General features: G+C 66.9%; 21 protein-coding genes. 9 read left to right on the forward strand and 12 right to left on the reverse strand.

Annotated features, from left to right (window positions below; all coding sequences use genetic code 11):
* The first annotated feature begins 171 nt into the window (after positions 1 to 171).
* The 5 genes from H7H34_RS04415 (at position 172) to glyS (ending at position 6522) form a co-directional block, all read left to right on the forward strand.
* Positions 172 to 1119: a glycine--tRNA ligase subunit alpha gene (locus tag H7H34_RS04415; RefSeq protein WP_199270633.1), complete on the forward strand. Its 948-nt coding sequence runs from the start codon at positions 172 to 174 to the stop codon at positions 1117 to 1119.
* A 46-nt stretch (positions 1120 to 1165) separates the two neighbouring features.
* Positions 1166 to 1639, forward strand: a complete 474-nt coding sequence (locus H7H34_RS04420) for a hypothetical protein (RefSeq protein ID WP_185924375.1) — start codon at positions 1166 to 1168, stop codon at positions 1637 to 1639.
* A gap of 171 nt (positions 1640 to 1810) precedes the next feature.
* Positions 1811 to 2368: a LemA family protein gene (locus tag H7H34_RS04425; protein ID WP_120268715.1), complete on the forward strand. Its 558-nt coding sequence runs from the start codon at positions 1811 to 1813 to the stop codon at positions 2366 to 2368.
* 15 nt (positions 2369 to 2383) lie between these two features.
* Positions 2384 to 4327, forward strand: coding sequence for a DUF2207 domain-containing protein (locus tag H7H34_RS04430; RefSeq protein WP_185924376.1), 1944 nt, complete (start codon positions 2384 to 2386; stop codon positions 4325 to 4327).
* A gap of 116 nt (positions 4328 to 4443) precedes the next feature.
* Entirely contained in the window at positions 4444 to 6522 is a 2079-nt protein-coding gene (gene glyS / locus H7H34_RS04435; protein ID WP_185924377.1) for a glycine--tRNA ligase subunit beta, read from the forward strand.
* 89 nt (positions 6523 to 6611) lie between these two features.
* Here glyS and H7H34_RS04440 read toward each other — a convergent pair whose 3' ends face one another.
* The 4 genes from H7H34_RS04440 to H7H34_RS04455 form a co-directional block, all read right to left on the reverse strand.
* Positions 6612 to 7871 carry an MFS transporter gene (locus H7H34_RS04440; protein WP_120268718.1) on the reverse strand — a complete coding sequence of 420 codons (1260 nt, stop codon included), beginning with the start codon at positions 7869 to 7871 and terminating at the stop codon, positions 6612 to 6614.
* A 246-nt stretch (positions 7872 to 8117) separates the two neighbouring features.
* Positions 8118 to 8840, reverse strand: a complete 723-nt coding sequence (locus H7H34_RS04445; protein WP_185924378.1) for an anti-sigma factor — start codon at positions 8838 to 8840, stop codon at positions 8118 to 8120.
* Positions 8837 to 9370, reverse strand: a complete 534-nt coding sequence (locus H7H34_RS04450) for a sigma-70 family RNA polymerase sigma factor (RefSeq protein WP_245164973.1) — start codon at positions 9368 to 9370, stop codon at positions 8837 to 8839. The genes H7H34_RS04445 and H7H34_RS04450 overlap by 4 nt, the downstream gene beginning before the upstream one ends.
* Positions 9371 to 9627: 257 nt before the next feature.
* A complete protein-coding gene (locus H7H34_RS04455) occupies positions 9628 to 10431 on the reverse strand; it encodes a DUF4394 domain-containing protein (RefSeq protein WP_120268720.1) in 804 nt (267 codons plus the stop codon).
* A 432-nt stretch (positions 10432 to 10863) separates the two neighbouring features.
* Here H7H34_RS04455 and nadA point away from each other — a divergent pair, with 432 nt between their 5' ends.
* The 3 genes from nadA (at position 10864) to nadC (ending at position 14573) form a co-directional block, all read left to right on the forward strand.
* On the forward strand, positions 10864 to 11949 hold the full coding sequence (gene nadA / locus H7H34_RS04460; RefSeq protein ID WP_209006153.1) for a quinolinate synthase NadA: 1086 nt from the start codon (positions 10864 to 10866) through the stop codon (positions 11947 to 11949).
* 126 nt (positions 11950 to 12075) lie between these two features.
* Positions 12076 to 13704, forward strand: a complete 1629-nt coding sequence (locus tag H7H34_RS04465; RefSeq protein WP_185924380.1) for an L-aspartate oxidase — start codon at positions 12076 to 12078, stop codon at positions 13702 to 13704.
* On the forward strand, positions 13704 to 14573 hold the full coding sequence (gene nadC / locus H7H34_RS04470) for a carboxylating nicotinate-nucleotide diphosphorylase (RefSeq protein WP_185924381.1): 870 nt from the start codon (positions 13704 to 13706) through the stop codon (positions 14571 to 14573). The genes H7H34_RS04465 and nadC overlap by 1 nt, the downstream gene beginning before the upstream one ends.
* A gap of 21 nt (positions 14574 to 14594) precedes the next feature.
* Here nadC and H7H34_RS04475 read toward each other — a convergent pair whose 3' ends face one another.
* From H7H34_RS04475 to H7H34_RS04490, 4 genes are all read right to left on the reverse strand, one after another.
* Complete coding sequence (locus tag H7H34_RS04475; protein WP_185924382.1) at positions 14595 to 16460, reverse strand: EAL domain-containing protein; 1866 nt, start codon at positions 16458 to 16460, stop codon at positions 14595 to 14597.
* Positions 16461 to 16863: 403 nt separating this feature from the next.
* Complete coding sequence (locus tag H7H34_RS04480) at positions 16864 to 18141, reverse strand: cell wall hydrolase (protein WP_120268725.1); 1278 nt, start codon at positions 18139 to 18141, stop codon at positions 16864 to 16866.
* A 221-nt stretch (positions 18142 to 18362) separates the two neighbouring features.
* Positions 18363 to 19052, reverse strand: a complete 690-nt coding sequence (locus H7H34_RS04485; RefSeq protein WP_185924383.1) for an RluA family pseudouridine synthase — start codon at positions 19050 to 19052, stop codon at positions 18363 to 18365.
* Between the two features lie 46 nt (positions 19053 to 19098).
* A complete protein-coding gene (locus H7H34_RS04490; protein ID WP_120268727.1) occupies positions 19099 to 19590 on the reverse strand; it encodes a PaaI family thioesterase in 492 nt (163 codons plus the stop codon).
* Between the two features lie 153 nt (positions 19591 to 19743).
* Here H7H34_RS04490 and H7H34_RS04495 point away from each other — a divergent pair, with 153 nt between their 5' ends.
* A complete protein-coding gene (locus H7H34_RS04495) occupies positions 19744 to 20190 on the forward strand; it encodes a MarR family winged helix-turn-helix transcriptional regulator (RefSeq protein ID WP_185924384.1) in 447 nt (148 codons plus the stop codon).
* 1 nt (position 20191) lies between these two features.
* Here the strand turns inward: H7H34_RS04495 and H7H34_RS04500 are convergent, their stop codons facing one another.
* The 4 genes from H7H34_RS04500 to ygfZ all read right to left on the reverse strand — a co-directional run bounded on the left by H7H34_RS04500 (position 20192) and on the right by ygfZ (position 23362).
* Positions 20192 to 21157, reverse strand: a complete 966-nt coding sequence (locus tag H7H34_RS04500; protein WP_120268729.1) for an NUDIX hydrolase — start codon at positions 21155 to 21157, stop codon at positions 20192 to 20194.
* The gene (locus tag H7H34_RS04505; RefSeq protein ID WP_185924385.1) at positions 21154 to 21693 is read right to left on the reverse strand and encodes a tyrosine phosphatase family protein; all 540 of its coding nucleotides are present in this window, start codon (positions 21691 to 21693) and stop codon (positions 21154 to 21156) included. The genes H7H34_RS04500 and H7H34_RS04505 overlap by 4 nt, the downstream gene beginning before the upstream one ends.
* Positions 21694 to 21783: 90 nt before the next feature.
* A complete protein-coding gene (locus H7H34_RS04510) occupies positions 21784 to 22395 on the reverse strand; it encodes an HD domain-containing protein (RefSeq protein ID WP_185924386.1) in 612 nt (203 codons plus the stop codon).
* Between the two features lie 46 nt (positions 22396 to 22441).
* The gene (ygfZ, locus tag H7H34_RS04515; protein WP_245164975.1) at positions 22442 to 23362 is read right to left on the reverse strand and encodes a CAF17-like 4Fe-4S cluster assembly/insertion protein YgfZ; all 921 of its coding nucleotides are present in this window, start codon (positions 23360 to 23362) and stop codon (positions 22442 to 22444) included.
* Positions 23363 to 23636: the final 274 nt, after the last annotated feature.

Here is a 23636-nt window from a genome sequence, read left to right on the forward strand (position 1 = left end):
GACCCCGGGCACAGTTTTCCGTGATGTGCTGCCGGGCGGATCGGGCCTTGCGATGCCGCCATGTCTTGACGCCACCGGGTGTTGATGGCACCTCTCGCCCGGGCCCCGACGGGCCATCCATTCTTGCATTCAAGGACGACGCAGATGACGAGCGAAACGGTGCCTGCGCACATGCGGCCCGAAAACTCCTTCCAGGGGTTGATCCTGACGCTTCAGAGGTTCTGGGCCGATCAGGGTTGCGTTGTCCTGCAGCCCTACGACATGGAAGTGGGCGCCGGCACCTTCCACCCGGCGACGACCCTGCGCTCGCTCGGCCCGCGTCCCTGGAAGGCCGCCTATGTGCAGCCCTCGCGCCGCCCGACAGACGGGCGCTACGGCGAGAACCCGAACCGGCTGCAGCACTACTATCAGTTCCAGGTGATCATGAAGCCGTCGCCGGAGAACCTGCAGGACCTCTACCTGCGCTCTCTGTATGCCATCGGCCTCGATCCTGCCCTGCATGACGTGCGCTTCGTCGAGGACGACTGGGAAAGCCCGACGCTGGGCGCCTGGGGCCTCGGCTGGGAGTGCTGGTGCGACGGCATGGAAGTGTCGCAGTTCACCTACTTCCAGCAGGTCGCGGGTTTCGAATGCGCGCCGGTCTCGGGCGAGCTCACTTACGGCCTGGAGCGCCTGGCGATGTACATCCAGGGCGTCGATAACGTCTACGACCTCAACTATAACGGCCGCGAAGGCGCCGAGAAGGTGACCTATGGCGATGTGTTTCTGCAGGCCGAGCAGGAATATTCCCGCCACAACTTCGAACATGCCGACACCGAGATGCTGTTCCGCCACTTCCGCGATGCGGAAGAGGAATGCCGCCGACTGCTCGACGCCGGCGCCAAGGCGCGCGAGGCATCGGGCGCGGCCGTGCACCAGGTGGTGCTGCCGGCCTACGACCAGTGCATCAAGGCGAGCCACGCGTTCAATCTGCTGGATGCGCGCGGCGTCATCTCGGTGACGGAACGCCAGAGCTATATCCTGCGGGTGCGCGAGCTGGCCAAGGCCTGCGGTGCGGCATTCCTGGAGACGGAAGCCGGCGGGGTAGGGTATCAGGGCGGGATTTCGCTCGCAGGTTGAAGGCGGGTGTGCTAGCTGCTGCGATGTTTCCGTAAGGAGTCATTGCATGCACCATCCGGCCTTTTTCGCCCTTTCGGCCCTTTTTGCCGTTCTCGTTGCCGCCTCGCCCGCCCTGGCAAAGACCAAGGCGGGGATAACGCCTTTGTCCGTCTGCTCCACCAAGGGCGAGTGGGACAAGCTCAACAAGACGCTCCGGACCCGCGCCCACAATTTCGAGTTCGTCGGGCGCGTCGACAAGAACAACCCGAACCGGCAGGACAAGAAAGCGGCCGCCCGCAGCGCTCTTGCCAGCTCGAAGAAGGGCCAGCCGGTCGACTTGAATTGCCGTCCGCTGCCGGGCGGCACGGTTCTTGTCGACGATGCCGGCGGCTTCTCCGGTTACATGTGCGTGCGGGCACCGAAGTGGAGTTCCTGCGGCTGGATCCACAAGCGCTATTTCACCGACTATTTCGGGGCTACCTCCGACCCCAAGGTCTGGCGCCGCAGCCCGAAGCAGGAAATCCTGTTTCTCTATCGCTGAGAGACAGCCGGCAGCGTCGGGTGCTCCACCGGCTGAGACGGGCAAGGTCGCGCGGGCCGCTTTCGCGCTGCCGGTGACCTGCGTCACATTCCCTTCAACCAATCCGGTTTCCACTGCAGCCTGCTTGCAGTAGCGTTACGCGCTTAATGTGACTGGAGAGGGTATCGCCTGATGGCCACCTGGATCGTGCTCGCCCTGATCGCCCTGATCGGCCTGTACCTCGTCTACATCTACAATGATCTGGTGCGGAAGCGGCAGATGGTACGCGAAGGCTGGAGCGGCATCGACGTCCAGCTCAAGCGCCGCTCCGACCTCATTCCGAACCTCGTCGAGGCGGTGAAGGGCTACGCCACGCACGAGCGGGCGGCGCTGGAGGCGGTCACCGAGATGCGGGCGCAGGCGGCAGGGCTCGATCCGGCGGACGTTGCCGGCCGCGCGCGCGCCGAGGGCATGCTGTCCCAGGCGCTCGGCAGGCTCTTTGCGGTGGCCGAGGCCTATCCGGACCTCAAGGCCAGCGCCAATTTCCGGGAGCTGCAGTCGTCGCTGGAAAGCGTCGAGGATGCGCTGCAACTGGCCCGTCGCTACTACAACGGCGCGGTGCGCGCGCTCAATGTCGTGGTCGAGAGCTTCCCCTCCAACCTGGTGGCCGGCCGGTTCGGCTTCACCCAGGAGGAGTATTTCGAGATCGACGACCCGGCCGAGCGGGCGGTGCCCAAGGTCAGCTTCTAAAAGGGCAGTCCTGCCATGCGCGCGCCCGCCTTCCTGATCGCCTTTGCTGCGTTTTGCGCTGCAGGCCTGTTGGTGCTCGCCCCTGTCGTGGCGCATGCGGACGAGCGCATCCTCGCCTTCAACTCCACCATCGAGGTGGCGAGCGACGGCGAGCTGACCGTCACCGAAACCATCCGCGTGCGCGCCGAAGGCAACCAGATCCGCCGCGGCATCTTTCGCGACATCCCGCTGGTCTTCGAGACGGAAAGCGGCCGCAAGGCACGCGCCGGCTTCGACCTCGTCTCGGTGGAACGGGACGGAGAGGAGGACGGCTATTCGGTCAATCGCGGCGGAAGCGGCGTGCGCATCTATATCGGCCGCGAGGAGACGTTCCTGCAGCCGGGCACCTACACCTACACCATCGTCTACCGGACCGACCGTCAGGTGCGCTTCTTCGAGAACCACGACGAGGTCTACTGGAACGCGACCGGCAACGAATGGGATTTCCCGATCGACCGGGCGACGGCGCGCATCGTGCTGCCGGAAGGGGCGGCCATTGCCGCCCATACGGCCTATACCGGCCCTTATGGCGCGTCCGGCCAGGACTACACGTCGCGGCTCGAGGACGGCGGACGCAGCGTCGTGTTCGCCACGACCCGGCCGCTGGGGCCGCGCGAGGGCCTGACCGTCGTCGCCGAGATGCCGAAGGGCGTCGTCACGGAGCCGACGGCGGATGAGGAGTTCGGCTATTTCCTGCAGGACCATCTGGCCGAAATCCTTGGCGGCATAGGCCTCGTCCTCGTCCTTGCCTATTACCTTTGGGCCTGGTGGTCGGTGGGCCGCGATCCGCCGAAGGGCGTGATCTTCCCGCGCTTCGAGGGACCGCAAGGCATTTCTCCGGCCCTGTCCAACTATGTTGCGCGTAAGGGCTTCGGCGATGGCGGCTGGCGCGCTCTCTCCGCGGCCTGTCTCAGCCTCGCGGTGAAGGGCAAGCTGGTGCTGGACGATCTGGCCGGCGACCTGACGCTGACCCGGCCGGAAGGGACGCGTGGCGACTATGCCGGGCTGCCCAAGGGCGAGAAGGCGATTGCCAGCTGGCTCGACAACCGCGATGGCAGCTTCACCGTGTCCAAGGCCAACGGGACCTCGGTCCAGAAGCTCGGCAACAACTTCCGTGGTGCCATCGAGGGCGAGAACCGCAACCGCTACTACAAGACGAACCGGCTCTACCTGGTGCCGGGCGTCGCGCTGTCGGTGCTGACGATCTTCGTGCTGCTTGCCTTCGGCAATCTCAGCGAGGAGCAGATCGCGCTGATGATCCCGATCTTCATGGTGACCTTCGTCGTGGTGATGTTCGCGGTGCAGATCGGCAAGGCGTTCCGGCGCTCCGCCGGCATGGTGCTGCGCGTCGCGATCACGGTCGTCGTTTTCAGCTTCATCACCATGGGGCACCTGATCGCATCGGCTGCTCTGCTGCAGCTGCAGGGCGACATTCCCCCGCTCGCGCTGATCGCCGTGGCGCTGCTGTCGGTGAACATCCTGTTCTTCTTCCTGATCGGGGCCCCGACCGCGCTCGGCCGCAGCGCCATGGACGAAATCGAGGGCTTGAAGATGTATCTTCAGGTCGCCGAGAAGGACCGGATGAACATGCAGGGCGCCCCAAAGATGAGCCCCTCGCATTTCGAAACGATGCTGCCCTACGCGGTGGCGCTCGATGTGGAAAAGCCCTGGTCGAAGGCCTTCGAGGCCTGGCTGCTGACGGCGGCCGGGGCGGCCGCTGCGGCCTCCTATGCGCCGGGCTGGTATTCGGGGCGCGGCTTTGACGCGCACAACATCTCCGGCACGCTCGGCAAGAGCGTCGAGGCCATGTCGGGCACCTTCTCCTCCTCGCTTCCTGCCCCCAAGTCGTCGAGCTCCGGCGGGGGCGGAGGCGGCTTTTCCGGCGGCGGCGGCGGCGGCGGCGGCGGCGGCGGCTGGTAGGCATATCGGCCCTAGCTCTCACGCGCGGGGGTGACTTTTTCCCCCGCTCTTGCTAACGGACGCGCAACAGTCACGGTCGCCGGCTGCCCGGCTGCCCAACCATTCGAGACCTCCCGATGCCCGATCTTCTCCTGGAGCTTTTCAGCGAGGAAATTCCCGCCCGTATGCAGCGCCGCGCTGCAGAGGACCTGAAGTCGCTGGTGACCAATGCGCTGGTCGAGGCGGGCGTCACCTATGAGGGCGCGAAGGCGTTTTCCACGCCGCGGCGGCTGGCGCTGCATATCGCCGGGCTGACGGCAGGCTCGAAGCCGACCCGCGAGGAGCGCAAGGGCCCGCGCGTTGGATCGCCGGAAAAGGCGCTGGAAGGCTTCCTGCGCGGTGCGGGGCTTGCCTCCATCGACGAGGCTCAGGTCGTCTCCGATCCGAAGAAGGGCGACTTCTACGTCGCGGTGATCGAGAAGCCCGGCCGCTCGACGCCGGACATCGTTGCCGAAGTGATGCCGGGCATCATCCGCGGCTTCCCCTGGCCGAAGTCGATGCGCTGGGGCAGCGGACAGCTGCGCTGGGTGCGCCCGCTCCACTCCGTCGTCGCGACCTTCGGGCCCGAGACCGAGGAGCCGGAGGTGGTGCCCTTCGAGATCGACGGCATCGTCTCGTCCAACACGACGCGTGGCCACCGCTTCATGGCGCCGGATGCCTTCGAGGTGCGGCGGCTGGAGGACTATGCCGACAAGCTGGAGAAGGCGAAGGTCGTGCTCGACGCCGACCGGCGCAAGGACATCATCGTCAACGATGCGCGCAACCGCGCCATGGCGCTGGGCCTGGAACTGGTCGAGGACGAGGGCCTGCTGGAGGAAGTCGCCGGCCTGGTCGAATGGCCGGTCGTGCTGGTGGGCAGCTTCGACGAGGCGTTCCTGGAACTGCCCGACGAGGTCATCCGCCTGACCATCCGCGCCAACCAGAAGTGCTTCGTGATGCGCGACCCGGCAACCGGGCGCCTGTCCAACCGCTTCGTCGCCGTGTCCAACATCGTCGCTTCCGATGGCGGCGCGACGATCATCGCCGGCAATGAGAAGGTGATCCGCGCCCGCCTGTCCGATGCCCGCTTCTTCTGGGAAACGGATCTCAAGGCGCCGCTGGAAAGCCGGCTGCCGAAGCTCGATAGCGTGGTCTTCCACGAAAAGCTCGGCACGCAGGGCGCGCGGGTGAACCGCCTCGAGGCGCTGGCGCGGGAGATCGCCCCGCTGGTCGGAGCCGATGTGGAAAAGGCGGCGCGCGCCGCGCGCCTTGCCAAGGCCGACCTGCCGACGCAGATGGTCTACGAGTTCCCCGAGCTGCAGGGCCAGATGGGCCGCACCTATGCCGAGCTGCAGGGCGAGGACGCCTCCGTCGCCCGCGCCATCGAGGAGCACTACAAGCCGCAGGGCCCGTCCGACGCAGTGCCGGCCGATCCGGTCGCCGTCGCCGTGGCGCTCGCCGACAAGCTCGATCTGCTCACCGGCTTCTGGGCCATCGACGAGAAGCCGACCGGCTCCAAGGATCCCTTCGCCCTGCGCCGCGCCGCACTCGGCGTGATCCGCATCGTGCTGGAGAACGGGCTGCGGTTACGGATGTCCGAGTTGCTTGCCAGCGCCAACGCGGCGATGGCGGCGGCCGGCGGCGAGCTGCGCCAGGATCTCCTGTCGTTCTTTGCCGACCGTCTGAAAGTGCATCTGCGCGAGCAGGGCGCCCGTCACGACCTGATCGACGCGGTCTTCGCGCTGGAGGGGCAGGACGACCTGTTGATGGTGGTGCGCCGGGTGGAGGCGCTGGGCGCGTTCCTGGCGACCGAGGACGGCGCGAACCTCCTGGCCGGCACCAAGCGCGGGGCGAACATCCTGCGCGCCGAGGAGAAGAAGGACGGCGCCGCCATTTCCGGCGCGCCGCATGCCGATCACCTGGCCGAGCCGGCGGAGATCGCCCTGGCGGCGGCCATCGACACGGCACGCTCACAGATCCGCGATGCGCTGTCGCGCGAGGACTTCGCCGGCGCGATGACGGCGCTGGCGGGCCTGCGCGCGCCGGTCGACACGTTCTTCGACGACATCCTGGTCAATGCTGAGGATGCGGACCTGCGCCTCAACCGGCTGCGGCTGCTCGCGGAGATCCGCGAGGCGACCCGCGAGGTGGCCGACTTCTCGAAAATCGCCGGCTGACGGGCCGGTTTCGAAACCAGCAAAAAGGGCGCGGAACCGGCAGGTCCCGCGCCCTTTTTCATGTCCGGGTGCGGCAGATGCCGCCCGCCTTATTCCGCAGGCGTGCCGGCCAGCCGGGCGACCGGCTCTTCCTTGATCGGCCAGTGGACGATGGCCGCGAACAGACCGAGCGCGATGCCGAGATACCAGATCACGTCGTAGGAGCCGGTCTGGTCGTAGAGCCGGCCGCCGAGCCAGACGCCGAGGAACGAGCCGATCTGGTGCGAGAAGAACACGAAGCCGAACAGAGTCGCCATGTAGCGCGGGCCGAACATCACCGCGACGAGGCCGGAGGTCGGCGGCACCGTGGAGAGCCACAGGAAGCCCATCGTGCCGGCGAAGATCAGCACGGTCAGCGGCGTTGCCGGCGCCATCAGGAAGAGGGTGATGGCAATGGCGCGGCCCAGATAGATCAGGGACAGGAAATAGGGCTTCGACCAGCGCCCGCCGATATAGCCCGCGGCAAGCGCCCCGAACACGTTGCACAGGCCGATCAGCGCGATGGCGATGGCGCCCCACTTCGGGTCGAGGCCGAGATCCGCGATATAGGGCGGCAGGTGCACGGTGATGAAGGCGACGTGGAAGCCGCAGACGAAGAAGCCGAAGGTCAGCAGGATGAAGCCGCGGGTGCGGAAGGCCTCGGAGATCGCCTCGGTGAGCTTCTGGTCGGCAATGGCCGAGCCCGGCACGTAGGCGGCCGGCTTGCCCTTCAGCGCCACCGCCAGGAAGGGAATGAGGACCATGAGGCCGGCCAGCACATAGAGGCTGTCGTGCCAGCCGAGCCCGTCGATGAGGCCCTGGCTGAGCGGAGCGAAGAGGAACTGGCCGAAAGAGCCGGCCGCCGTGCCGATGCCGAAGGCGAGCGAGCGGCGCTCCGGCGTCACGGCGCGCCCGAAGGCGGCGAGCACCAGCGAGAAGGACGAGAAGGCGACGCCGAGGCCGATCATCACGCCGCCGGCGACATGCAGCAGCAAGGGGCTTTCCGCCTGTGCCATCAGCAGGAGGCCGAGCGTGTAGACAACGCCGCCGAAAGCGATCGTGCGCGCCGTGCCGAACCGGTCGGCGATCATGCCGGCAATCGGCTGGGCCGCGCCCCACATGAGGTTCTGGATGGCGAGCGCCAGGGCGAAGATCTCGCGCGACCAGCCGCGCGCCTCGGTCATCGGCGTGAGGAAGAGGCCGAGCGCGGAGCGCGGGCCGAAGCTGAGAAGGGCGATCAGGCAACCGCAGATGATGATCAGCGGCAGGTTGGCGGAGGCCTTGGGGAGGGGCGAGCCGGGAGACGGCGCGCGCGTCGCGGAGGTGGTCACGTCGTAGGGTCCTGTCACTGCGGCAGGTCAGGGCAAAGGGTCCGCCCGGCTGAAGAGCGTTGCTGCCGCCTGCCGGCATGCTGAGGGGGCCTTGCCGCCCGCGCGCCCGGGAGGGCAGCGCGAGGCAAACGAAGCCGGTTGCCGGGATTATGCTCGATACGCAGGCCGTGAAAAAGCGAAACAATTTCATGTTTCGCTTTCACATCCCTGATGAATTCACGGAGGGTTTCGCGGCGGCAGACGCACTCAGATCGGTTGCTGCGCGAGGCCCTTGCCGTGGATCGGACCGGTCGGCAGGTTGGTCGGCGAGCCGCCCTCCGGCTCGAAGGTGATCTCGTAGAGCTGGTCGCGGCGCGGCGGCGGAAGGCCTTCAACCGACAGGCGCGTGCCCGTTCCGCTCGGCAGCAGCCCGAGCGAGACCGGCGGGCCTTCCTCGGTCGGCTTGGTCCAGACCTGCATGACCTGGCCCTGCGGCACGGCGGCGCCGTCCAGCAGGGTGATCCAGGTGGTGTTGTCGGCTGCGCCCTCCACGAGGGCGACCGGCTTGCCGCCGGCATCCAGCAGGACGGCGACCACGGTCGGCTGCGGCATGGTGAGAAGCGACCAGCCGAGCGCGACGGCCAGAACCAGCGAGGCGGCGAGGCTGGCCAGCGCGGCAAGGCGCCAGCGGGTGTCTGCAGGCTTGTCGCCGCGGTTCCTGGTGGCAAGTGGAACGACATTACCGGCAGGCTTCTGGGCCTCGGCCGGCGCCTCGTCGAGACGCGCGGCGACACGATTCCAGAGCCCGTCGGGCAGGGGAACCTCGTCGGCGGTCGCATCCAGCTCCCCGAAGCGGACGCGGGCGCGCTCCAGCCTTGCGGCGACCACAGGATCGGCGGCGGCAAGCGCCTCGATCTCGGCCTGTTCCGCCTCGCTGGCGAGGCCGAGCACGACCTCGTCGATGCGTTCATCGAGCGGGCGCTGCGTCATGACAGGCACTCCCGCAGCTGCGTCAGGCCGCGCCGGAGCCAGGCCTTCACCGAGCCGAGCGGCGCCTTCATCCGTCCGGAAATCTCGCCATGGCTGTAGCCGAGTACGTAGGAAGCAAGGATCGCCATGCGCTTGCTCGGCTCCAGGGCGGACAGGCAGCGCCTGAGGTCGCTGTTGGCATCCAGCCGGTGATAGGCGTCTTCCAGCACGCTTTCGTCCGCCGCCTCGTCGAAGGCCTCCATGTCGCCATGCGGCACATCCCTCTCGCCCTGGCGCAGCAGGGTAAGGCAGCGGTTGCGCAGGATCGTGTAGATCCAGCCCGTGGCGCTGCCGCGCGCGGGATCGAACTGGCCGGCGTTGCGCCACAGCGCGACGAAGCTTTCCTGCACCGCGTCCTCGGCAAGGTCGCGGCGGCGCAGCATGCGCAGCGCAACGCCGAGCATCCGCTTGCCTTCATGGTCCATCAGGGTCTTCAACGCGGCACGGTCACCGGCGGCGCAGGCTGCGACAAGGGCGCTGTGGTCGATCAAGGTCCCGCTCTTCTTCAGCCGGTCATCGCGAACCTGCCCGGGAGGAGGGGCTGCGGCTCGCCTCGCAGTCGGTGCCGATGGTGGAGCTTTCGCTGCGACTTGGCAAAGGAAATCCGGAGCAGCTGGCAACCGGTCCGCCTCGGCGGGAACCTGCGGAAAGGTGTGGGATGCCATGGCGATGCACCGGCGATGCGGGGAGGAGGGGGCAGGGGCGGCACCCGGCGGCGCCGACCCCGAAAACCCGAAAGCCTCGCGGCTTACTTCGCCGTCATGAACGTGATGTCGCGCACGCTTACGCCCTCGGCACCCTTGAGCGGCCAGCTCTGGGTGATCTTGCCATCCTCGAGCGAGACGGTGTGCAGCCCGCCGCCAGAGACGAGCCAGGCGGTGTTGGTGCCGGCCTCGTCGGTGGCAATGTCGAAGGCATAGACGTCGGAACCCTCGATGCCGAGCTTGCCGACGGCTGCCAGCGTGCCGTCATTGGGTGAGGTCTGACGGATCAGCGCGACGATGGTGCTGTCGATGTCGTACATCGCCGTCTTCTCGGGCTTGCCGAAGGAGTTGGTGTAGGCCGCCGCCACGATGGCCGGCGCCTCGCCCGCATGCATGTCGGCCGTCTCGAAGGCAAGGCTGCCGTCAACGGTCACGGCGCCGCTTTCGATGTCGACGCGGTGATTGGTGGTGCCCGACATGAAGCGCAGCTTGTTGGCTGCCGGGTTGAAGTCGACGATCACGGCGCCGCCCTCGGCGACGGGCAGTTCCTTGTCCATGGTGGAGATCACCGTGGTGGCGCCGGTCTCGGGATCGATCTCGACGATCTGGAACGTCTCGGTCACGCCGATCAGCTGGCCGTTGGCCGGCCGCAGGTCGATGCCGAGCAGGCGGTCGACGCCCTGGGCATCCATGGTGGCGGTGACCGTGGCGGTGGATGCGTCGATCTTGTGAAGGGTCTTGTCGCCCGACAGGGCGATTGCGGTGAGGCCGTCGTTGTCCGCAGCATGAGCTGCCGTGGCGAGGGCGATGAGTGCGGTGGTCGCGAGAGCGAAAGTCGTCCTGGTCACTTGAACTGATCCTCGTATCCATGGGCTGCGGCCGATCCGCAGCACCTGCACACCCGTGACTCTCCCAAGAGGCCGTTTGGATGCAGGGACCGCGAAAAAAATTCGAACTGCCGGAAACGAATGACGGAAAATGTGCGAGATTGACGCAGGTGAGGGTGATCAGATGTCTGATTTAAAAAGGATTTTTTGATTTGTCTTACAAAAAGCCGGGTCAGGACCAATAAACGCATTGGCAAGGAACGCGCACGTGCCTATATATGCCCCGTGGGAGCATAAGCGTCGGCTAAGGACGCGTTTTTTAAACGGCAGTTTATGCTCAAAGTGAGCAAAATGACCGGATCGACCGAAAGGTCTCGCAAAACGGTCATGTTGCTCGGTAGAGGTCGGGCCCTGCGCGAGCTTGAGGCCCGGACGAAGTCAAGGGAGGTCGTCATGGCCACCATCGCACTCGATATCGGCAGCAATGCCGGATGCTCGACCGCCGCACCCGCACGGGCCAGCGGCTATTCGATGCTGCCGCGTCCTCATCTTGCCTACACGCCGGAAGTCGCGGAAGCGACCGCGCCGATCTACGAGAAGGTCCGTCACCTGATTCCGGAGATCGAGTGGCCGGTGCTTGCTCCCGTGATCCACGAGATCAACCGCCTCAAGAAGGAGCGGAACGCCGTCATCCTCGCCCACAACTACATGACGCCGGAGATCTTCCACGGTGTCTCCGACATCGTCGGCGACAGCCTGGCGCTGGCGAAGGAAGCGGCGAAGACCGACGCGGACGTGATCGTCCAGTGCGGCGTGCACTTCATGGCCGAGACCGCCAAGATCCTCAATCCGGACAAGACGGTCCTGATTCCGGACATGAATGCCGGCTGCTCGCTGGCCGAGTCGATCACCGCCGCCGACGTGCGGGCCTTGCGCGAAAAGCACCCGGGCGTGCCGATCGTCACCTATGTGAACACCTCGGCCGACGCGAAGGCCGAGTGCGATATCTGCTGCACCTCGGCCAATGCCGTGCAGGTGGTGGAGAGCCTCGGTGCGCCGCGCGTGCTGCTGATCCCCGACCAGTACCTGGCGGCCAATGTGGCACGCCAGACGGATGTCGAGATCCTGACTTGGGCCGGTGCCTGCGAAGTGCACGAGCGCTTCACCGCGGCGGAGCTGCGCGAATACCGCGAGATCGAGCCGAGCGTGAAGATCATCGCTCACCCGGAATGCCCGCCGGAAGTGGTCGACGAGGCCGACTTCACCGGGTCCACCGCCGGCATGATCGACTGGGTCAAGACCAATCGGCCGGAGAAGGTGATGCTGGTCACCGAGTGCTCGATGGCCGACAACATTGCCTCGGAGACGCCGGGCGTGGATTATGTCCGTCCGTGCAACCTGTGCCCGCACATGAAGCGCATCACGCTGTCCAAGATCCTGGACTGCCTGCTGGAAATGCGGGATGAGGTGACGGTCGATCCGCAGGTCGCCGCCCGGGCGCGCACTGCGGTCGAGCGGATGATCAACCTCAAGATGTGATCGTCCTTCCAACGGCAACACAGCCAATGCCGGGCGCGGCCAGCGTCCGGCATTGCCGCGTGGCGGCCCGCCCCGACCGTCGTTCCTCCGGCCGCCGCCCGGCTGCCGGCCTTCCGGACGAAATTCATGACGTCGCCACGTCCCGTGACTTCCCATATCGATGATGTCGTCATTCTTGGCGGCGGTCTGACCGGCCTGTTCTGCGCGCTCAAGCTGGCGCCGCGTCCGGTGACGATTCTCTCCGCCTCTCCCATCGGCGAGGGCGCGTCCTCCGCATGGGCGCAAGGCGGTATTGCCGCAGCCGTGTCCGACGAGGACAGCGCAGCCGCTCACGCAGCCGATACCATCGCCGTCGGCGGCGGGCTGTGCGAGGAGAAGATCGTCCGCCTGATGACCGAGGAAGCGGGCGAGCGCGTTCGCGATCTTCTCGGCTACGGCGTTCCCTTCGACATGGACCTGGAGGGGCGGTTGCAGCTGTCGCGCGAGGCGGCCCACTCGATGAACCGTATCGTGCGCGTGCGCGGCGACATGGCCGGTCGTGCGATCATGGACGCGCTGGTCGTTGCGGTGCGCAACACGCCGTCGATCCGGGTGGTCGAGGGGTATCTGGGCGAAGAACTGCTGCATGAGGGCCGGATCGTCACCGGCGTGCTCGCCCGCCGCCGCGGCGACCGCGAGCGCCTTGCCTTCCCCGCCCACGCGGTTGTTCTGGCCTCCGGCGGCATCGGGCACCTCTATGCGGTGACGACCAACCCGCCGGAAGCCAACGGCCAGGGCCTCGCCATGGCCCTCAATGCCGGCGCGGTGGTCGCCGACACCGAATTCGTGCAGTTCCACCCCACCGCCCTCAATGTCGGCCGCGACCCGGCGCCGCTCGCCTCCGAGGCGCTGCGCGGCGAGGGCGCAACGCTCATCAACGCCGATGGCCGCCGCTTCATGGAGGCGGTCGATCCGCTGAAGGAACTGGCGCCGCGCGATGTCGTCGCGAGGGCGGTCTTTGCCGAGAATCTTGCCGGGCGCGGGGCCTTTCTCGATTGCCGCGAGGCGCTGGGCGATAGCTTTCCCGAGCGCTTCCCGACCGTCTATGCCGCCTGCATGGAGGCCGGCATCGATCCGGTGCGCCAGCCCATCCCGGTGGCGCCGGCCGAGCACTACCACATGGGCGGCGTGCTGACCGACGCCAACGGTCGCACCTCTCTCGACAATCTCTGGGCGGCCGGCGAGGTCGCCTCGACCGGTGCCCATGGTGCCAATCGGCTTGCCTCCAACTCGCTGTTGGAAACGGTGGTCTTTGCCGCGCGTGTTGCCGAGGACATCCAGAACCAGATGCCCAATCCGCGCACGGCGCACTGGCCGGGCATCGACGATCACATTCAGGAGCCGAGCCGCCGCAACGAGGTGGAGCGCGAGGCGATCAGCCTGCTGCGCCGGACCATGGCGGACGGTGTGGGTGTGGTGCGCACGGCCGAGGGCCTGACGGGTGCGCTTGCCGTGATCGACGCGCTGGAGGCGCGCTGCAAGCGTCGCTCGATCCGCAACATGATGACTGCGGGCAAGGCGGTTGCAGCGGCCGCGCTTTTGCGCCGCGAAAGCCGCGGCGGGCATTCGCGCGCCGATTATCCGCAGGAGGATCCCGCCTTCGCCCGCCGCACCTATCTGACGGCGAAGGACATTGCCGGCGTGGTGCGAGAGGCGGTGGACAGCGACATCGGCCGCCGGGCCGTCGAGGCCCTGCCGGCCGTCGGAGACGCATGATGACCAGTGCTGGAACCAACCTGCCGGTTCTCCCTGCTCTGATGGTAGAGGACGCAGTGCGCGCGGCGCTGCTGGAGGACTGGGGCCGGGCGGGCGACATCACCGCCCAGGCGACGCTGTCGCCGGAGATCGGCGCGCGCGCGGTGATCGCGGCCCGCCGCCCCGGACGCCTGTCCGGTGTCGATCTGGCCGCAGCTGCCTTCCGCCTGAGCGATCCGGCCATCGATGTCGAGATCCTGGCGCGCGACGGCGACCGGCTGGAGCCGGGCGATCTCGTGATGCGCGTGTCGGGACCGGCACGCGGCATGCTGTCGGCCGAACGGGTGGCGCTGAACTATCTCGGCCATCTGTCGGGCGTGGCAACGGCGACGGCTGCCTTCGCCGATCTTGTCGTCCACACGAAGGCCCGCATCGTCTGCACCCGCAAGACGACGCCGGGCCTGAGGGCTTTCGAGAAATACGCGGTGCGCTGCGGCGGTGGTGCCAACCACCGCTTCGGCCTGGATGACGCGATCCTGATCAAGGACAACCACATCGCGGTTGCCGGCGGGGTGCGACAGGCCATCGAGGCATCGCGTCGCTTTGCCGGCCATCTCGTGCGCATCGAGGTGGAGGTCGATACGCTGGACCAGCTGCGCGAGGCGCTGGAGGCCAAGCCGGACGTGATCATGCTCGACAACATGCAGCCGGACCGCCTGCGCGAGGCCGTTGCGATCGCCGGAGGGCAGGTCGTGCTGGAGGCCTCGGGCGGCGTCAGCCTCGAGACCGTTGCGGCCATTGCGGAAACGGGCGTCGACCTGATTTCCGTCGGCTGGATCACCCATTCGGCGCCGGTGCTGGATCTCGGCCTCGATATCGAGATCGGCTGACGCAGCAGCGCTCCGGATAGCCTAAAGCGCTTCCCGGAGCCGCTCCGCCGTCTTGTGCAGCGCTTCCACCGCGCTGCGGTCCTCGCTGTCGGCCCCGAAGGTGGCGACCGCGACACCGCCCGGCTCCGCCTTCGCGCGCTGCTTGAGACGGGCGATGTGGTTGCTCAAGAGGTCGAGGTTCTCGATCGAAAGACCGGTCGGGATGTGCAGGATGGCGATGGAGCAGGACAGCAGCGGGTAGGTCTGGACGCGCCCCTTGCGATCCTCGGCAAGGATATAGCCCTGGCGCCGGTGCTCCGGGCTGTAGAGGCTCTCCACATTGCGGGCGAATTCCTCGCGAAGCTCGGCCATCAGCCGGCCGGCCCGGTCGGGCGTCCATTCTTCCAGGCCGACGAAATAGTCGTCGCCGCCGATATGTCCGACAAAGGCGCGCAAGGTGTCGAGCCGGCGCTTCATCAGCTCGGCGAACAGGATCAGCGCCCGGTCGCCGATACGGAAACCGTAGGCATCGTTGAACGGCTTGAAATTGTCGAAGTCGATGTAGCAGAAGGCCCGGTCGCGCGAAGGTTCGGCACAGGCCCGCGTCACATGGTCGGCGATGGCCGAGTTGCCTGGCAGCTTGGTCAGCGGGTTCTGGTCCTGGGCGATCTGCAGGCGGACCTCGTTGGAAATCTTGAGCAGCGATCCGGCCAGCAGGCAGCCGACATAGCGACCCGCCCGCGTCACCAGGAGCCCGTCGGAGAAGTCCTCCGTGCCGAGATCGACGAGCCGGTCGAGCGGAGCGTTGATGTCGGCGACCGCACAGGGCCGCACGAAGCGCTGCAGGTGATTGTCGAGCGTCGGATTGAGCAGCAGATCCCGCCCGAAGGAGAGATAGAGGAAGCTCTTCAGGTCCGCCTCGCGGATCAGGCCGCGCGGCTCGCCGGCGGCGTTGAGCACGGGCAGGACGCTCTGGTGCGGATTGGCCTGGAAGATCTCGAGCGCGTGGGCGATGCTGCCCGTCTCGCTGATGGCGGCGAGCTTGACCATCTCGCGCTCCAGGAAGTCGCGCTCGGCGACCTTGCGCATGTCGGAGCGCAGCGGACGGTCGGTCGGCACCGGGTAGCTCGGCCGTGCCTCTCCAAGATCCGTGAAGGGGCGGGCGACCACATAGCCCTGGACCAGATCGCAGCCGACGTCCCGGCAGGCCCGCAGCTCGGACGGGGTTTCGACACCTTCGGCGACCACCCGGATGCCCAGCACATGCGCCAGTTCCACGACGCTCGACACGAACAGGCGCTTGCGCGCGTCGTTCTGCAGCGCGGTGATGAAGAAGCGATCGATCTTCAGGATGCCGGGCTCGTACTGGTAGAGCACGCGCAGCTGTGAATAGCCCTGGCCGAAATCGTCGAGCGCGATGCCGAAGCCGCGATCACGTGCCCGGCTGACAAGGTCGCGCAGATCGTCCTGGGCAAGGCGCTCGTGGATTTCCGGGATTTCGAGGCAGATGTTCCAGGGCGACAGGCCGTGCGCGGTCACCGCGGCGACGGTGCTGTCCAGCATGTCCTCGGTTGCAGCGAGGTTCCGGGCATCGATGTTGAGAAACAGCTTGGTCTTCTCGGCAGCCTTCATGCGCGAGAATTTGGCGATGGCCTTGCGGCGCAGCAGGGTTTCGAGCTCGGCAAGGCAGCCGATGCCATGGGCGTGGTCGAAGACGTCGCGCGGGGCGCGAAAGCCGAGCTTCTCCACCTGCCGCAGCAGCGCCTCGTAGCCGTAGACCTCGCCGGAATCGATGTCGACGATCGGCTGGAACGCATAGTCGAGCGCAGCTTCCGCTTGCGTCATGAACAGCGGCAGGCTCTGTGCGCTCTGCCAGGCGGCGGCGATCCGATGGGAGGTTTCGCTCATTCCCGATGCCTCTGCTCGCTCTTCCGGATGAGATTCGGCTTGATCTTCCTGGGGCGCATCGCGTTGCGGGGAGGGGAGTGCACACGCAAGGAGACGTTCCCTGGATGCCGCCTGCGCCGGAGGGTGGGCCGATTCGGTCAGATATTTGCGGAGCATGCCTGAAAAGGATGACGGTATGACTGCAGTCAGGCGTGGGGCCAGCCGTGCAGATGCATCCACGAAAAACATGAAATCGTCCTCTCCCGGAAATGCAGCAATTAAAACGAATTGTCGCCAATGGGCCGCAACTGGCCTCGCCGGGAGGGCTTAAGGGGCAAATGTTAAAGGCAAGGCCGCCAACGAACCCGTGGCGGCCTTGCGGATATGGATACTGGGGAAAACGGGAGACGGGGAGCGGCTTGCCTCAGCTCCAGCCACCGCCCTTGGTCCGGTAGAAGATGTGCTGGCCGATCCGGTCCAGCCGCTTCATGTAGCGGGCCCAGCGGGGGCTCACATAGGTCGCATGGTAGTGGGTCGAGGCGCCGACCTTTTCCAGATAACGCTGGCCCGAAACGGTCTCGCGAGCCACTTTCTGCGCCAGCTCCCATTGCGGCTTCTCGCCGATATTGTCGCGAATGCCGTCGCAGGCAAACGAGAACTGGCAGCGGTTGCGCAGGTGCCGGTTCTGGTAGACGACCTTGCAGATCGTCTCCGGATAGGCCGGGTTCCGCACCCGGTTCAGCACCACCTGGGCAACGGCGACCTGCCCCTCGAGCGGCTCGCCGCGGGCCTCGAAATAGACCGCCTCGGCAAGGCAGCGCTGCTCCTTGGAGGTGATGACGCTGGCGGGAAGGGCGCGGTTCGCCCACCAGAACGGATCGCTCTTGGCGTTGGTCTCGAGCGAGGCCTCGTCCTCCGCCGCTTGGGGCAGGCCGGAGCCGCCCAGCAGCGCTTCGAACGGCGCCCTGACATTGTCCATGCCCTGGGGCGCATAGGCGCTGGCATAGGAGACGCTGGTGGCGGCGACGTTGCGGGCCATCGCCAGCCGGACGAGATCGAGCGCCTCGCCCTCGGTCTTGCCACCGGCAGCGGCCAGAGCGGTGCCGGACAGTCCGGCCGGCAGGTTGGGACGCACGAAGGCGACGCGCGGCATGTCCGAAGGGGTCTTGCTGCCGATCATGCTGCTCATCGCATAGACCGAGCCGGCGGCGACGCCGGTCATCTGGCGGTCCGGGGCAAGCGAGACATAGCGGTCGCCCTTGGCTTTGCGATTGACCGGCGTCTGAGCGGGCGGGGCCTTCGGCGCGCTTTCCTTGGCGAAGTTCTCGAGGCCGCGAATGACGGCGGCATCGGTGCCCGGAGCGGCATTGGTGATCGCGTAATCCGGCGCATCCTGCTGGCGCCCCTGGGAGGCATCGGCGAGCACCAAGCTCGGCGTCACACTGCTGGAATGCGGTGCGGCCTCGATGGCCGACATCCAGCGCGGCGCGCTGCCCCGGCTTGCCTCGATAAGGGCCGTGATGTCCTGCTGACCGATGCCGCCCGACCAGGCGAGATAGATCGCCGGTGCAAGGGCTGCGAGCCGCCATTTCGAGCGCTTCGCCGCCGGCTGGCGCCGGTAGCGGCCCGGCGTGCCGGTGCTGCGTGTACGAAGCCACCGCGGGGCTTGGCGGGGGTCGAAGGTCTGCACCGTGCCAGTCATACGCGGCAACTCCGGTCCATGCGGCTAGCGTGTCTGGGGCGCCGGACCACACGGGCCTACGGCGAGATCGATTGAATTGATCGTCGCCGTTTAACCTTGAGAGAGAGTTAATGCGGTCAAAACACCGCGGAAATCTTTCGAAAGGCGGAGGGGAGGGGCACTGTTCTTGGTTAATGACAGTGTTGCCGGATCGGGGGAAATTGTTTGCCGGACAGGACTTTTCAGAACGGGCAGGGAGCCGAGAAAGTCATGCGCTCGCCGCCGTTGGGATGGTGCAATGTCAGGCTCTGCGCATGCAGTTGCAGCCGGGATGCCGCCTGGCGCGACTCGCTGTCGCCATAGAGCGGGTCGCCGAGGATCGGGTGGCCGATGGCCAGCAGATGCACCCGCAGCTGGTGCGAGCGACCTGTCAGCGGTTCGAGCTGCACCCGTGTCGCGTGCCGCTCGCGCTCAACAACGCGCCAGTGGGTGAGCGCGCTGCGCCCCTCTTCAGGGTCGACCATCTGCCGGGGGCGGTTCGGCCAGTCGCAGCGCAGCGGCAGGTCGATCGTGCCGCCGTCCTGGGACGGGCTGCCGGCAACGCGGGCAAGATAGGTCTTGGCGACATGGCGCCGCTCGAACTGCAGGCCGAGATGGCGGTGCGCCGCAGGGTTCATCGCCAGCACCAGTACGCCGGACGTGTCCATGTCGAGCCGATGGACGATGCGCGATTGCGGGTAGAGCGAGAGCGCCCGCGCTGCGACGCAGTCGGCAAGCGCGGGATCCTTCCCCGGAACGGTGAGGAGCCCGCTTGGCTTGTCGACGACGAGGATGTCGTCGTCGCAATGCAGCACGACAAGGAACGGCTCGCGCTCGGGGGCGTAGATGCGCTCGGGCAGGGGCCGGATCTGAGGCGGGTACTGGCTCGACATGGGCGGATCAATACGCCCGCACGCCGTCAGTGCAAGCGGCTTGCGGTCAGCGGGCCTCGCCTGCGGGGAAGATCATGCAGGTTTCGACGCCATGGGCGATGAGCTTGCCCGCGCTGTCGACAAGCCGGGCCTCGGAGGTCGCCATGCGCCGGCCCCGATGCAGGACGCGCCCCTCGCAGGTCAGCAGGCCGCTGGTCTCGAAGGCCGGCCGGACGTTGTTCACCTTGAACTCGACGGTCGTGTATCCCTCGCCCATGCCAAGGGTCGCGTGAACCGCGCAGCCGAGAGCCGAGTCCAGGATGGTGGCGATCCAGCCGCCATGAACGGTGCCGAGCGGGTTGTAGTGATCGAAGGAGGGCTCGCCCTCGAAGCGCGCAAAGCCCTCGGCGTTCGCGTCGGTCAGGATGAAGTTCATCGTCCGGCAGATTGGCGGGGCCGGAAAACGGCCGGCGATCATCGCCTCCAACTGGCCGATGCCCGTCAGTTTTGCCGCTTCTGCCGGGTCGGCAAGGCCGAAAGTGCGCGTCTCGATGTTCATCTACTGCCGTCTCCCTTAAGCGTGCATATGCACCTAATCATGTGATGCGACGCGGTGCAAGTGGGCGTGGCAAGACGAGGAAATGTTTGCAGATCGTCTTGTCGTGGATGTTGCGTGCCTATGCACGCATATGCCGCTGTGATACGCTGGGGCATGGCATCGAACCTCCTGTGCTCCTGTCACCGCATCCATCGGGCCGGCCGTGTCGTCACACGGCTTTACGAGCGGGCCATTGCCGACAGCGGCAGTGGTCTTACGCCTCAGCAATTTGCCGTTCTTGCAGCACTTGCGGAGGCGGACGCGATGACCGCATCCGAACTGACCGAGGTTGTGGGAGCGGACAGGAGCACACTGACACGCGCACTCGAGCGTCTCGATGCGTCGGGCCTTGTGGCCGGAGCGCCCGGAACCGACCGCCGCGAGCGACGGTTCGCGGTGACCGTGGCCGGAAGGGCGGAATTTGAGTTGGCGGTTGCTGGCTGGCGCCGGGCGGAAGGGGCGATGCGCCGGGCCATGGGACCGGAGAAGGTGGCCCAGCTCTGGGACCTGCTCGAAGAGGCCGAGGCAGCAACCGGAACCTATGTCCGGAAAGCGGTATAGGCTAGCGACCGCCGACCCGCAGCCCGAGGGCGGGACGTTCCTTCAGCACCTCGTGGCGGAAGCGGAACAGTGCGGCCGGGCGTCCTCCCGTCTGGGTCGAGGTCTCGCCGGTGGGTTCCACCAAATCGCCCTTTTCGACGAGCCGGCGGAAGTTCTGCTTGTGGATGTGCCGGCCGGAGATCGCCTCGACGCAGCGCTGAAGGTCCGTCAGCGTGAAGGCATGCGGCATCAGCTCGAAGATCAAGGGGCGGTATTTCAGCTTGGTCCGCAGGCGCGAGATGGCGGTCGCCAGGATCCTGCGATGGTCGTGGAGCATCGGCTGGCCAAGAAGAGGCTGGCCCGCGCGCTCCTGCGCAGCCGGCCGTCCGTCGCGCTGCGCCTCGTGCAGCAGCCCTGCCTCGTAGAGCATCTCGTAGCGGTCGAGGACGCGCTCCTCGTTCCACATTCCGTCGGTGACCGAGAAGGCCTGATGGACGCGGTCCTCCCGCGTGTTGCCGCGCGGCGGGCTGTGTTCGGGAACAGGTGCCTCCGCCCAGCGCTTCAGCGCGGGCAGGATCTCGCGTTCGACCATCGGCGGCATGCCGTCGCGCCAGTCCTCCCAGGGGAAGAACGAGTACCAGGAACGCCACTGCGCATTCTGCTGGGTGAGGGCCTCGTCCGACTTTGGTGTCTGGCGGGCAAGGGCGAGATAGCCGACCGAGACCACATGGGGCCCGGCGTCGGAATGGATGTGGTGTCGCCCGCGATCGCCGAACGTGTAGAGCTGCTCCACATAGCCGAGTTTCAGCGCGGTCTGTTCCTCCACCCATTCGCGCAGGCCGATCTCGAATGTCCGGTGGCGGGTCGGATCGAACGGGCCGAAGGGCAGCGAGGGAACGCTGGTGTTCGGAGGGGCCGCGATGGTGAGAACCTGCGGCTGCGGTGCGGCGACGGAAACGATGACGGCGTTGAGACCGATCTCGATCATGCGCGCCCCGGACCCGCTCGCGAATCGCTCGGTGCGACCGGCAGGGTAAACGGGGTACCTTCGAAGGCATCCGCGCCGCGGCCGATGGAGCGGACCGCCTCGACCATCCGGCCTTCGCGCTCCAGCAGCGCGTCGGCAAGTGCTACCAGCCGGGCATTGGGCGTCGCTGACGGCGAAGCGCGCCGCAGCGCGCCGGCCAGCGCCATCTCGTTCGCCTTGGGAGCAAGCGCGCAGGTCGCAATGAAGGCTGCGGCGGTGGAACGGCTGATGCCGGCGAAACAGTGAATCACCAACGGGGTTGAGCGGTTCCAGTCGCCGACGAAGTCTAGCAGCTTGCGCACATGCGCTTCCCCGGGAGGGGTCAGTCCCTCGGCGGGAGCGGTGATGTCGTTGAAGGCGAGGAAAAGATGGTCGTCGGCAGCGATGCTTGCGGGCCGGTCGACCCGCGTGCCTGCGTTGATCAGGGTGATCATTCTGCGCGCGCCAGTCCGCTCCACTGTTTCCTGCAAACGGGCGAGCGAACAGACGGTTATCATGGCGTTCCCTGTGTCTTCCTGACCTGCACCGACACCGCATCCGATGCCGCGGCGTCCACCTGAATTATTTAGGGCCTGCAGCCGCCCATGTCACCGGCTTGCCGATGCGCGAACACGCTCGAGTTCGGAAAAGCGGTCGAGGAAATGTTTCTGTGCCTGCGCGACCGGCAAGGCCCGCAGCCCCAGGCGCGGCGGCTGCCCTCGTCGTTTCGGGAACCCGGTCGGCTCGCCGAACAGGCGGCAGGCTTCCTCGTCGCTGAAGCCGGCAAGCTCCACTGCTTCGAAATAGGCGGCGACATGGTCGGCCTTCTTGGTCAGCTTGCGCAGGATCGTCGGCGTCGTTGCAGGCAGGGCGAAGCGCAGGTGAATCGCCGCCTGCAACCGGGCCTCGATCTCCTTGTAGCTGCCGCCCATTACCGCCTTGAACGGCGAGATCATGTCGCCGATGACGTATTCTGGCGCATCGTGCAGCAGGATGGTCAGGCAGCTGTCGGGCGAAAGGCCCGGCTCCATCTGCAGTGCAAGCCGCTCCACCAGAAGCGAATGCTCGGCGACGGAGAACGCGTTGTCGCCAATGGTCTGGCCGTTCCAGCGCGCCACGCGCGCAAGGCCATGGGCGATGTCCTCGATCTCGACATCGAGCGGCGAAGGGTCGAGCAGGTCGAGTCGGCGGCCGGACAGCATCCGCTGCCAGGCGCGCATCGGCTCCGCTTTCTTTCCGGCAGGGCGGCTCACGAACGGGGCGCCGTCATTCGGTGGTCTCCGCAGCTGCGGCAGTCTCCGGCCAGGTGAAGCGGGCGAAATCCGGCAATGCCGGCTCCAGCGGCACGCCGCCTGCCGTCACCGGCTCGCCGCGCGCGCGTGCCTGGGCGATCCTGTCGAGCCTGACCAGAGCAAGGCCCGCGCTGCCATCGATGGTCCCGAGCGTCCCGGCGGGCTTGTCTCCGGCAAGGATCTCCGTTCCGGAGGCGGGCAGATCGCGTTCTCCGGCGACCTTGATGATGCGGCGGCGCGCGGTGCCCCGGTGGCGCATCCGGCTCACCACTTCCTGGCCGATGAAACAGCCCTTGTCGAAGGCAACGCCGTTGAGATCGTCCATGTCCGCGTCATGGGGGAACGCATCGCCCAGCGCGAAGTCGAAGGGCGCTTCCGGTACGCCGGCTGCGACGCGGCGCGCGTGATAGGTTGTCTCGGTCTCGCCGGTGGCAAGCACGTCGATGACGGCGGGCGGGCCGAACACGCGCCAGCCGAACCCGGCAAGGCGCGGGTCGGCAACCGCGATGCAGCCATCGGCCTCGGGTTTTTGCCCGAAGGAGGCCGCGACCTTGCAGGTCTCGCTCACGTCGGCGATCTCGACCTTGGAGCGCAGCTTGTAAAAGCCGAGCCGGCGGGCAAAGTCCGCCGCCGTCTCCCGCTGCGTATCAAGCAGGTAGCCGGCCTCGGCCGCGACCACAAGGAAGTCGAACAGGATCTTGCCCTGGGGCGTCAGCAGGGCGCCGTAACCGGCGCCATCCGCGTCGACATCGTCCATGTCGCAGGTCAGAAGGTTCTGCAGGAAGCCGTGCGCATCCGCCCCGGCGACGCGCAGGACCGCCCGCGAGGGCAGGGGAACGAGGATCCCGTTGCCATCGCCCATTGCTGCGGGCTCGTTGGGTGTCTCTTCACTCATCGCGTCGCCGCTCCTCGGATTTCCTCGCGGTGAATGCCGATGGTGCAAGCCGACTCACGTCGGCCGCAATCCATTTCTCGCGACATAGGCCGGAACGCTGCGCCCAACAAGGGGAGCCGCTCCGCCTTCGCCGTTGCGCGAAACCTGCGCAAAAGCGCGGAACGTCGGGTGTCCTGCCGAAAATTCGACACGGTTTGTTACCCTCTTCGCGCTAGGATCCGTTTCAGGTCCGCGATCACCCATCTCCCGCTATCGGGCCCTGTTGCCGGCATTT

This window comes from Stappia sp. 28M-7 (genome assembly GCF_014252955.1).
Lineage (GTDB): Bacteria > Pseudomonadota > Alphaproteobacteria > Rhizobiales > Stappiaceae > Stappia.

Coding starts and splice junctions, on each gene's coding strand:
- H7H34_RS04415 (WP_199270633.1), top strand. CDS start 172: ATGCGGCCCGAAAACTCCTTCCAGGGGTTGATCCTGACGCTTCAGAGG.
- H7H34_RS04420 (WP_185924375.1), top strand. CDS start 1,166: ATGCACCATCCGGCCTTTTTCGCCCTTTCGGCCCTTTTTGCCGTTCTC.
- H7H34_RS04425 (WP_120268715.1), top strand. CDS start 1,811: ATGGCCACCTGGATCGTGCTCGCCCTGATCGCCCTGATCGGCCTGTAC.
- H7H34_RS04430 (WP_185924376.1), top strand. CDS start 2,384: ATGCGCGCGCCCGCCTTCCTGATCGCCTTTGCTGCGTTTTGCGCTGCA.
- glyS (WP_185924377.1), top strand. CDS start 4,444: ATGCCCGATCTTCTCCTGGAGCTTTTCAGCGAGGAAATTCCCGCCCGT.
- H7H34_RS04445 (WP_185924378.1), bottom strand. CDS start 8,840: ATGACGCAGCGCCCGCTCGATGAACGCATCGACGAGGTCGTGCTCGGC.
- nadA (WP_209006153.1), top strand. CDS start 10,864: ATGGCCACCATCGCACTCGATATCGGCAGCAATGCCGGATGCTCGACC.
- H7H34_RS04465 (WP_185924380.1), top strand. CDS start 12,076: ATGACGTCGCCACGTCCCGTGACTTCCCATATCGATGATGTCGTCATT.
- nadC (WP_185924381.1), top strand. CDS start 13,704: ATGACCAGTGCTGGAACCAACCTGCCGGTTCTCCCTGCTCTGATGGTA.
- H7H34_RS04475 (WP_185924382.1), bottom strand. CDS start 16,460: ATGAGCGAAACCTCCCATCGGATCGCCGCCGCCTGGCAGAGCGCACAG.
- H7H34_RS04480 (WP_120268725.1), bottom strand. CDS start 18,141: ATGACTGGCACGGTGCAGACCTTCGACCCCCGCCAAGCCCCGCGGTGG.
- H7H34_RS04485 (WP_185924383.1), bottom strand. CDS start 19,052: ATGTCGAGCCAGTACCCGCCTCAGATCCGGCCCCTGCCCGAGCGCATC.
- H7H34_RS04490 (WP_120268727.1), bottom strand. CDS start 19,590: ATGAACATCGAGACGCGCACTTTCGGCCTTGCCGACCCGGCAGAAGCG.
- H7H34_RS04495 (WP_185924384.1), top strand. CDS start 19,744: ATGGCATCGAACCTCCTGTGCTCCTGTCACCGCATCCATCGGGCCGGC.
- H7H34_RS04500 (WP_120268729.1), bottom strand. CDS start 21,157: ATGATCGAGATCGGTCTCAACGCCGTCATCGTTTCCGTCGCCGCACCG.
- H7H34_RS04505 (WP_185924385.1), bottom strand. CDS start 21,693: ATGATAACCGTCTGTTCGCTCGCCCGTTTGCAGGAAACAGTGGAGCGG.
- H7H34_RS04510 (WP_185924386.1), bottom strand. CDS start 22,395: ATGCGCGCCTGGCAGCGGATGCTGTCCGGCCGCCGACTCGACCTGCTC.
- ygfZ (WP_245164975.1), bottom strand. CDS start 23,362: ATGAGTGAAGAGACACCCAACGAGCCCGCAGCAATGGGCGATGGCAAC.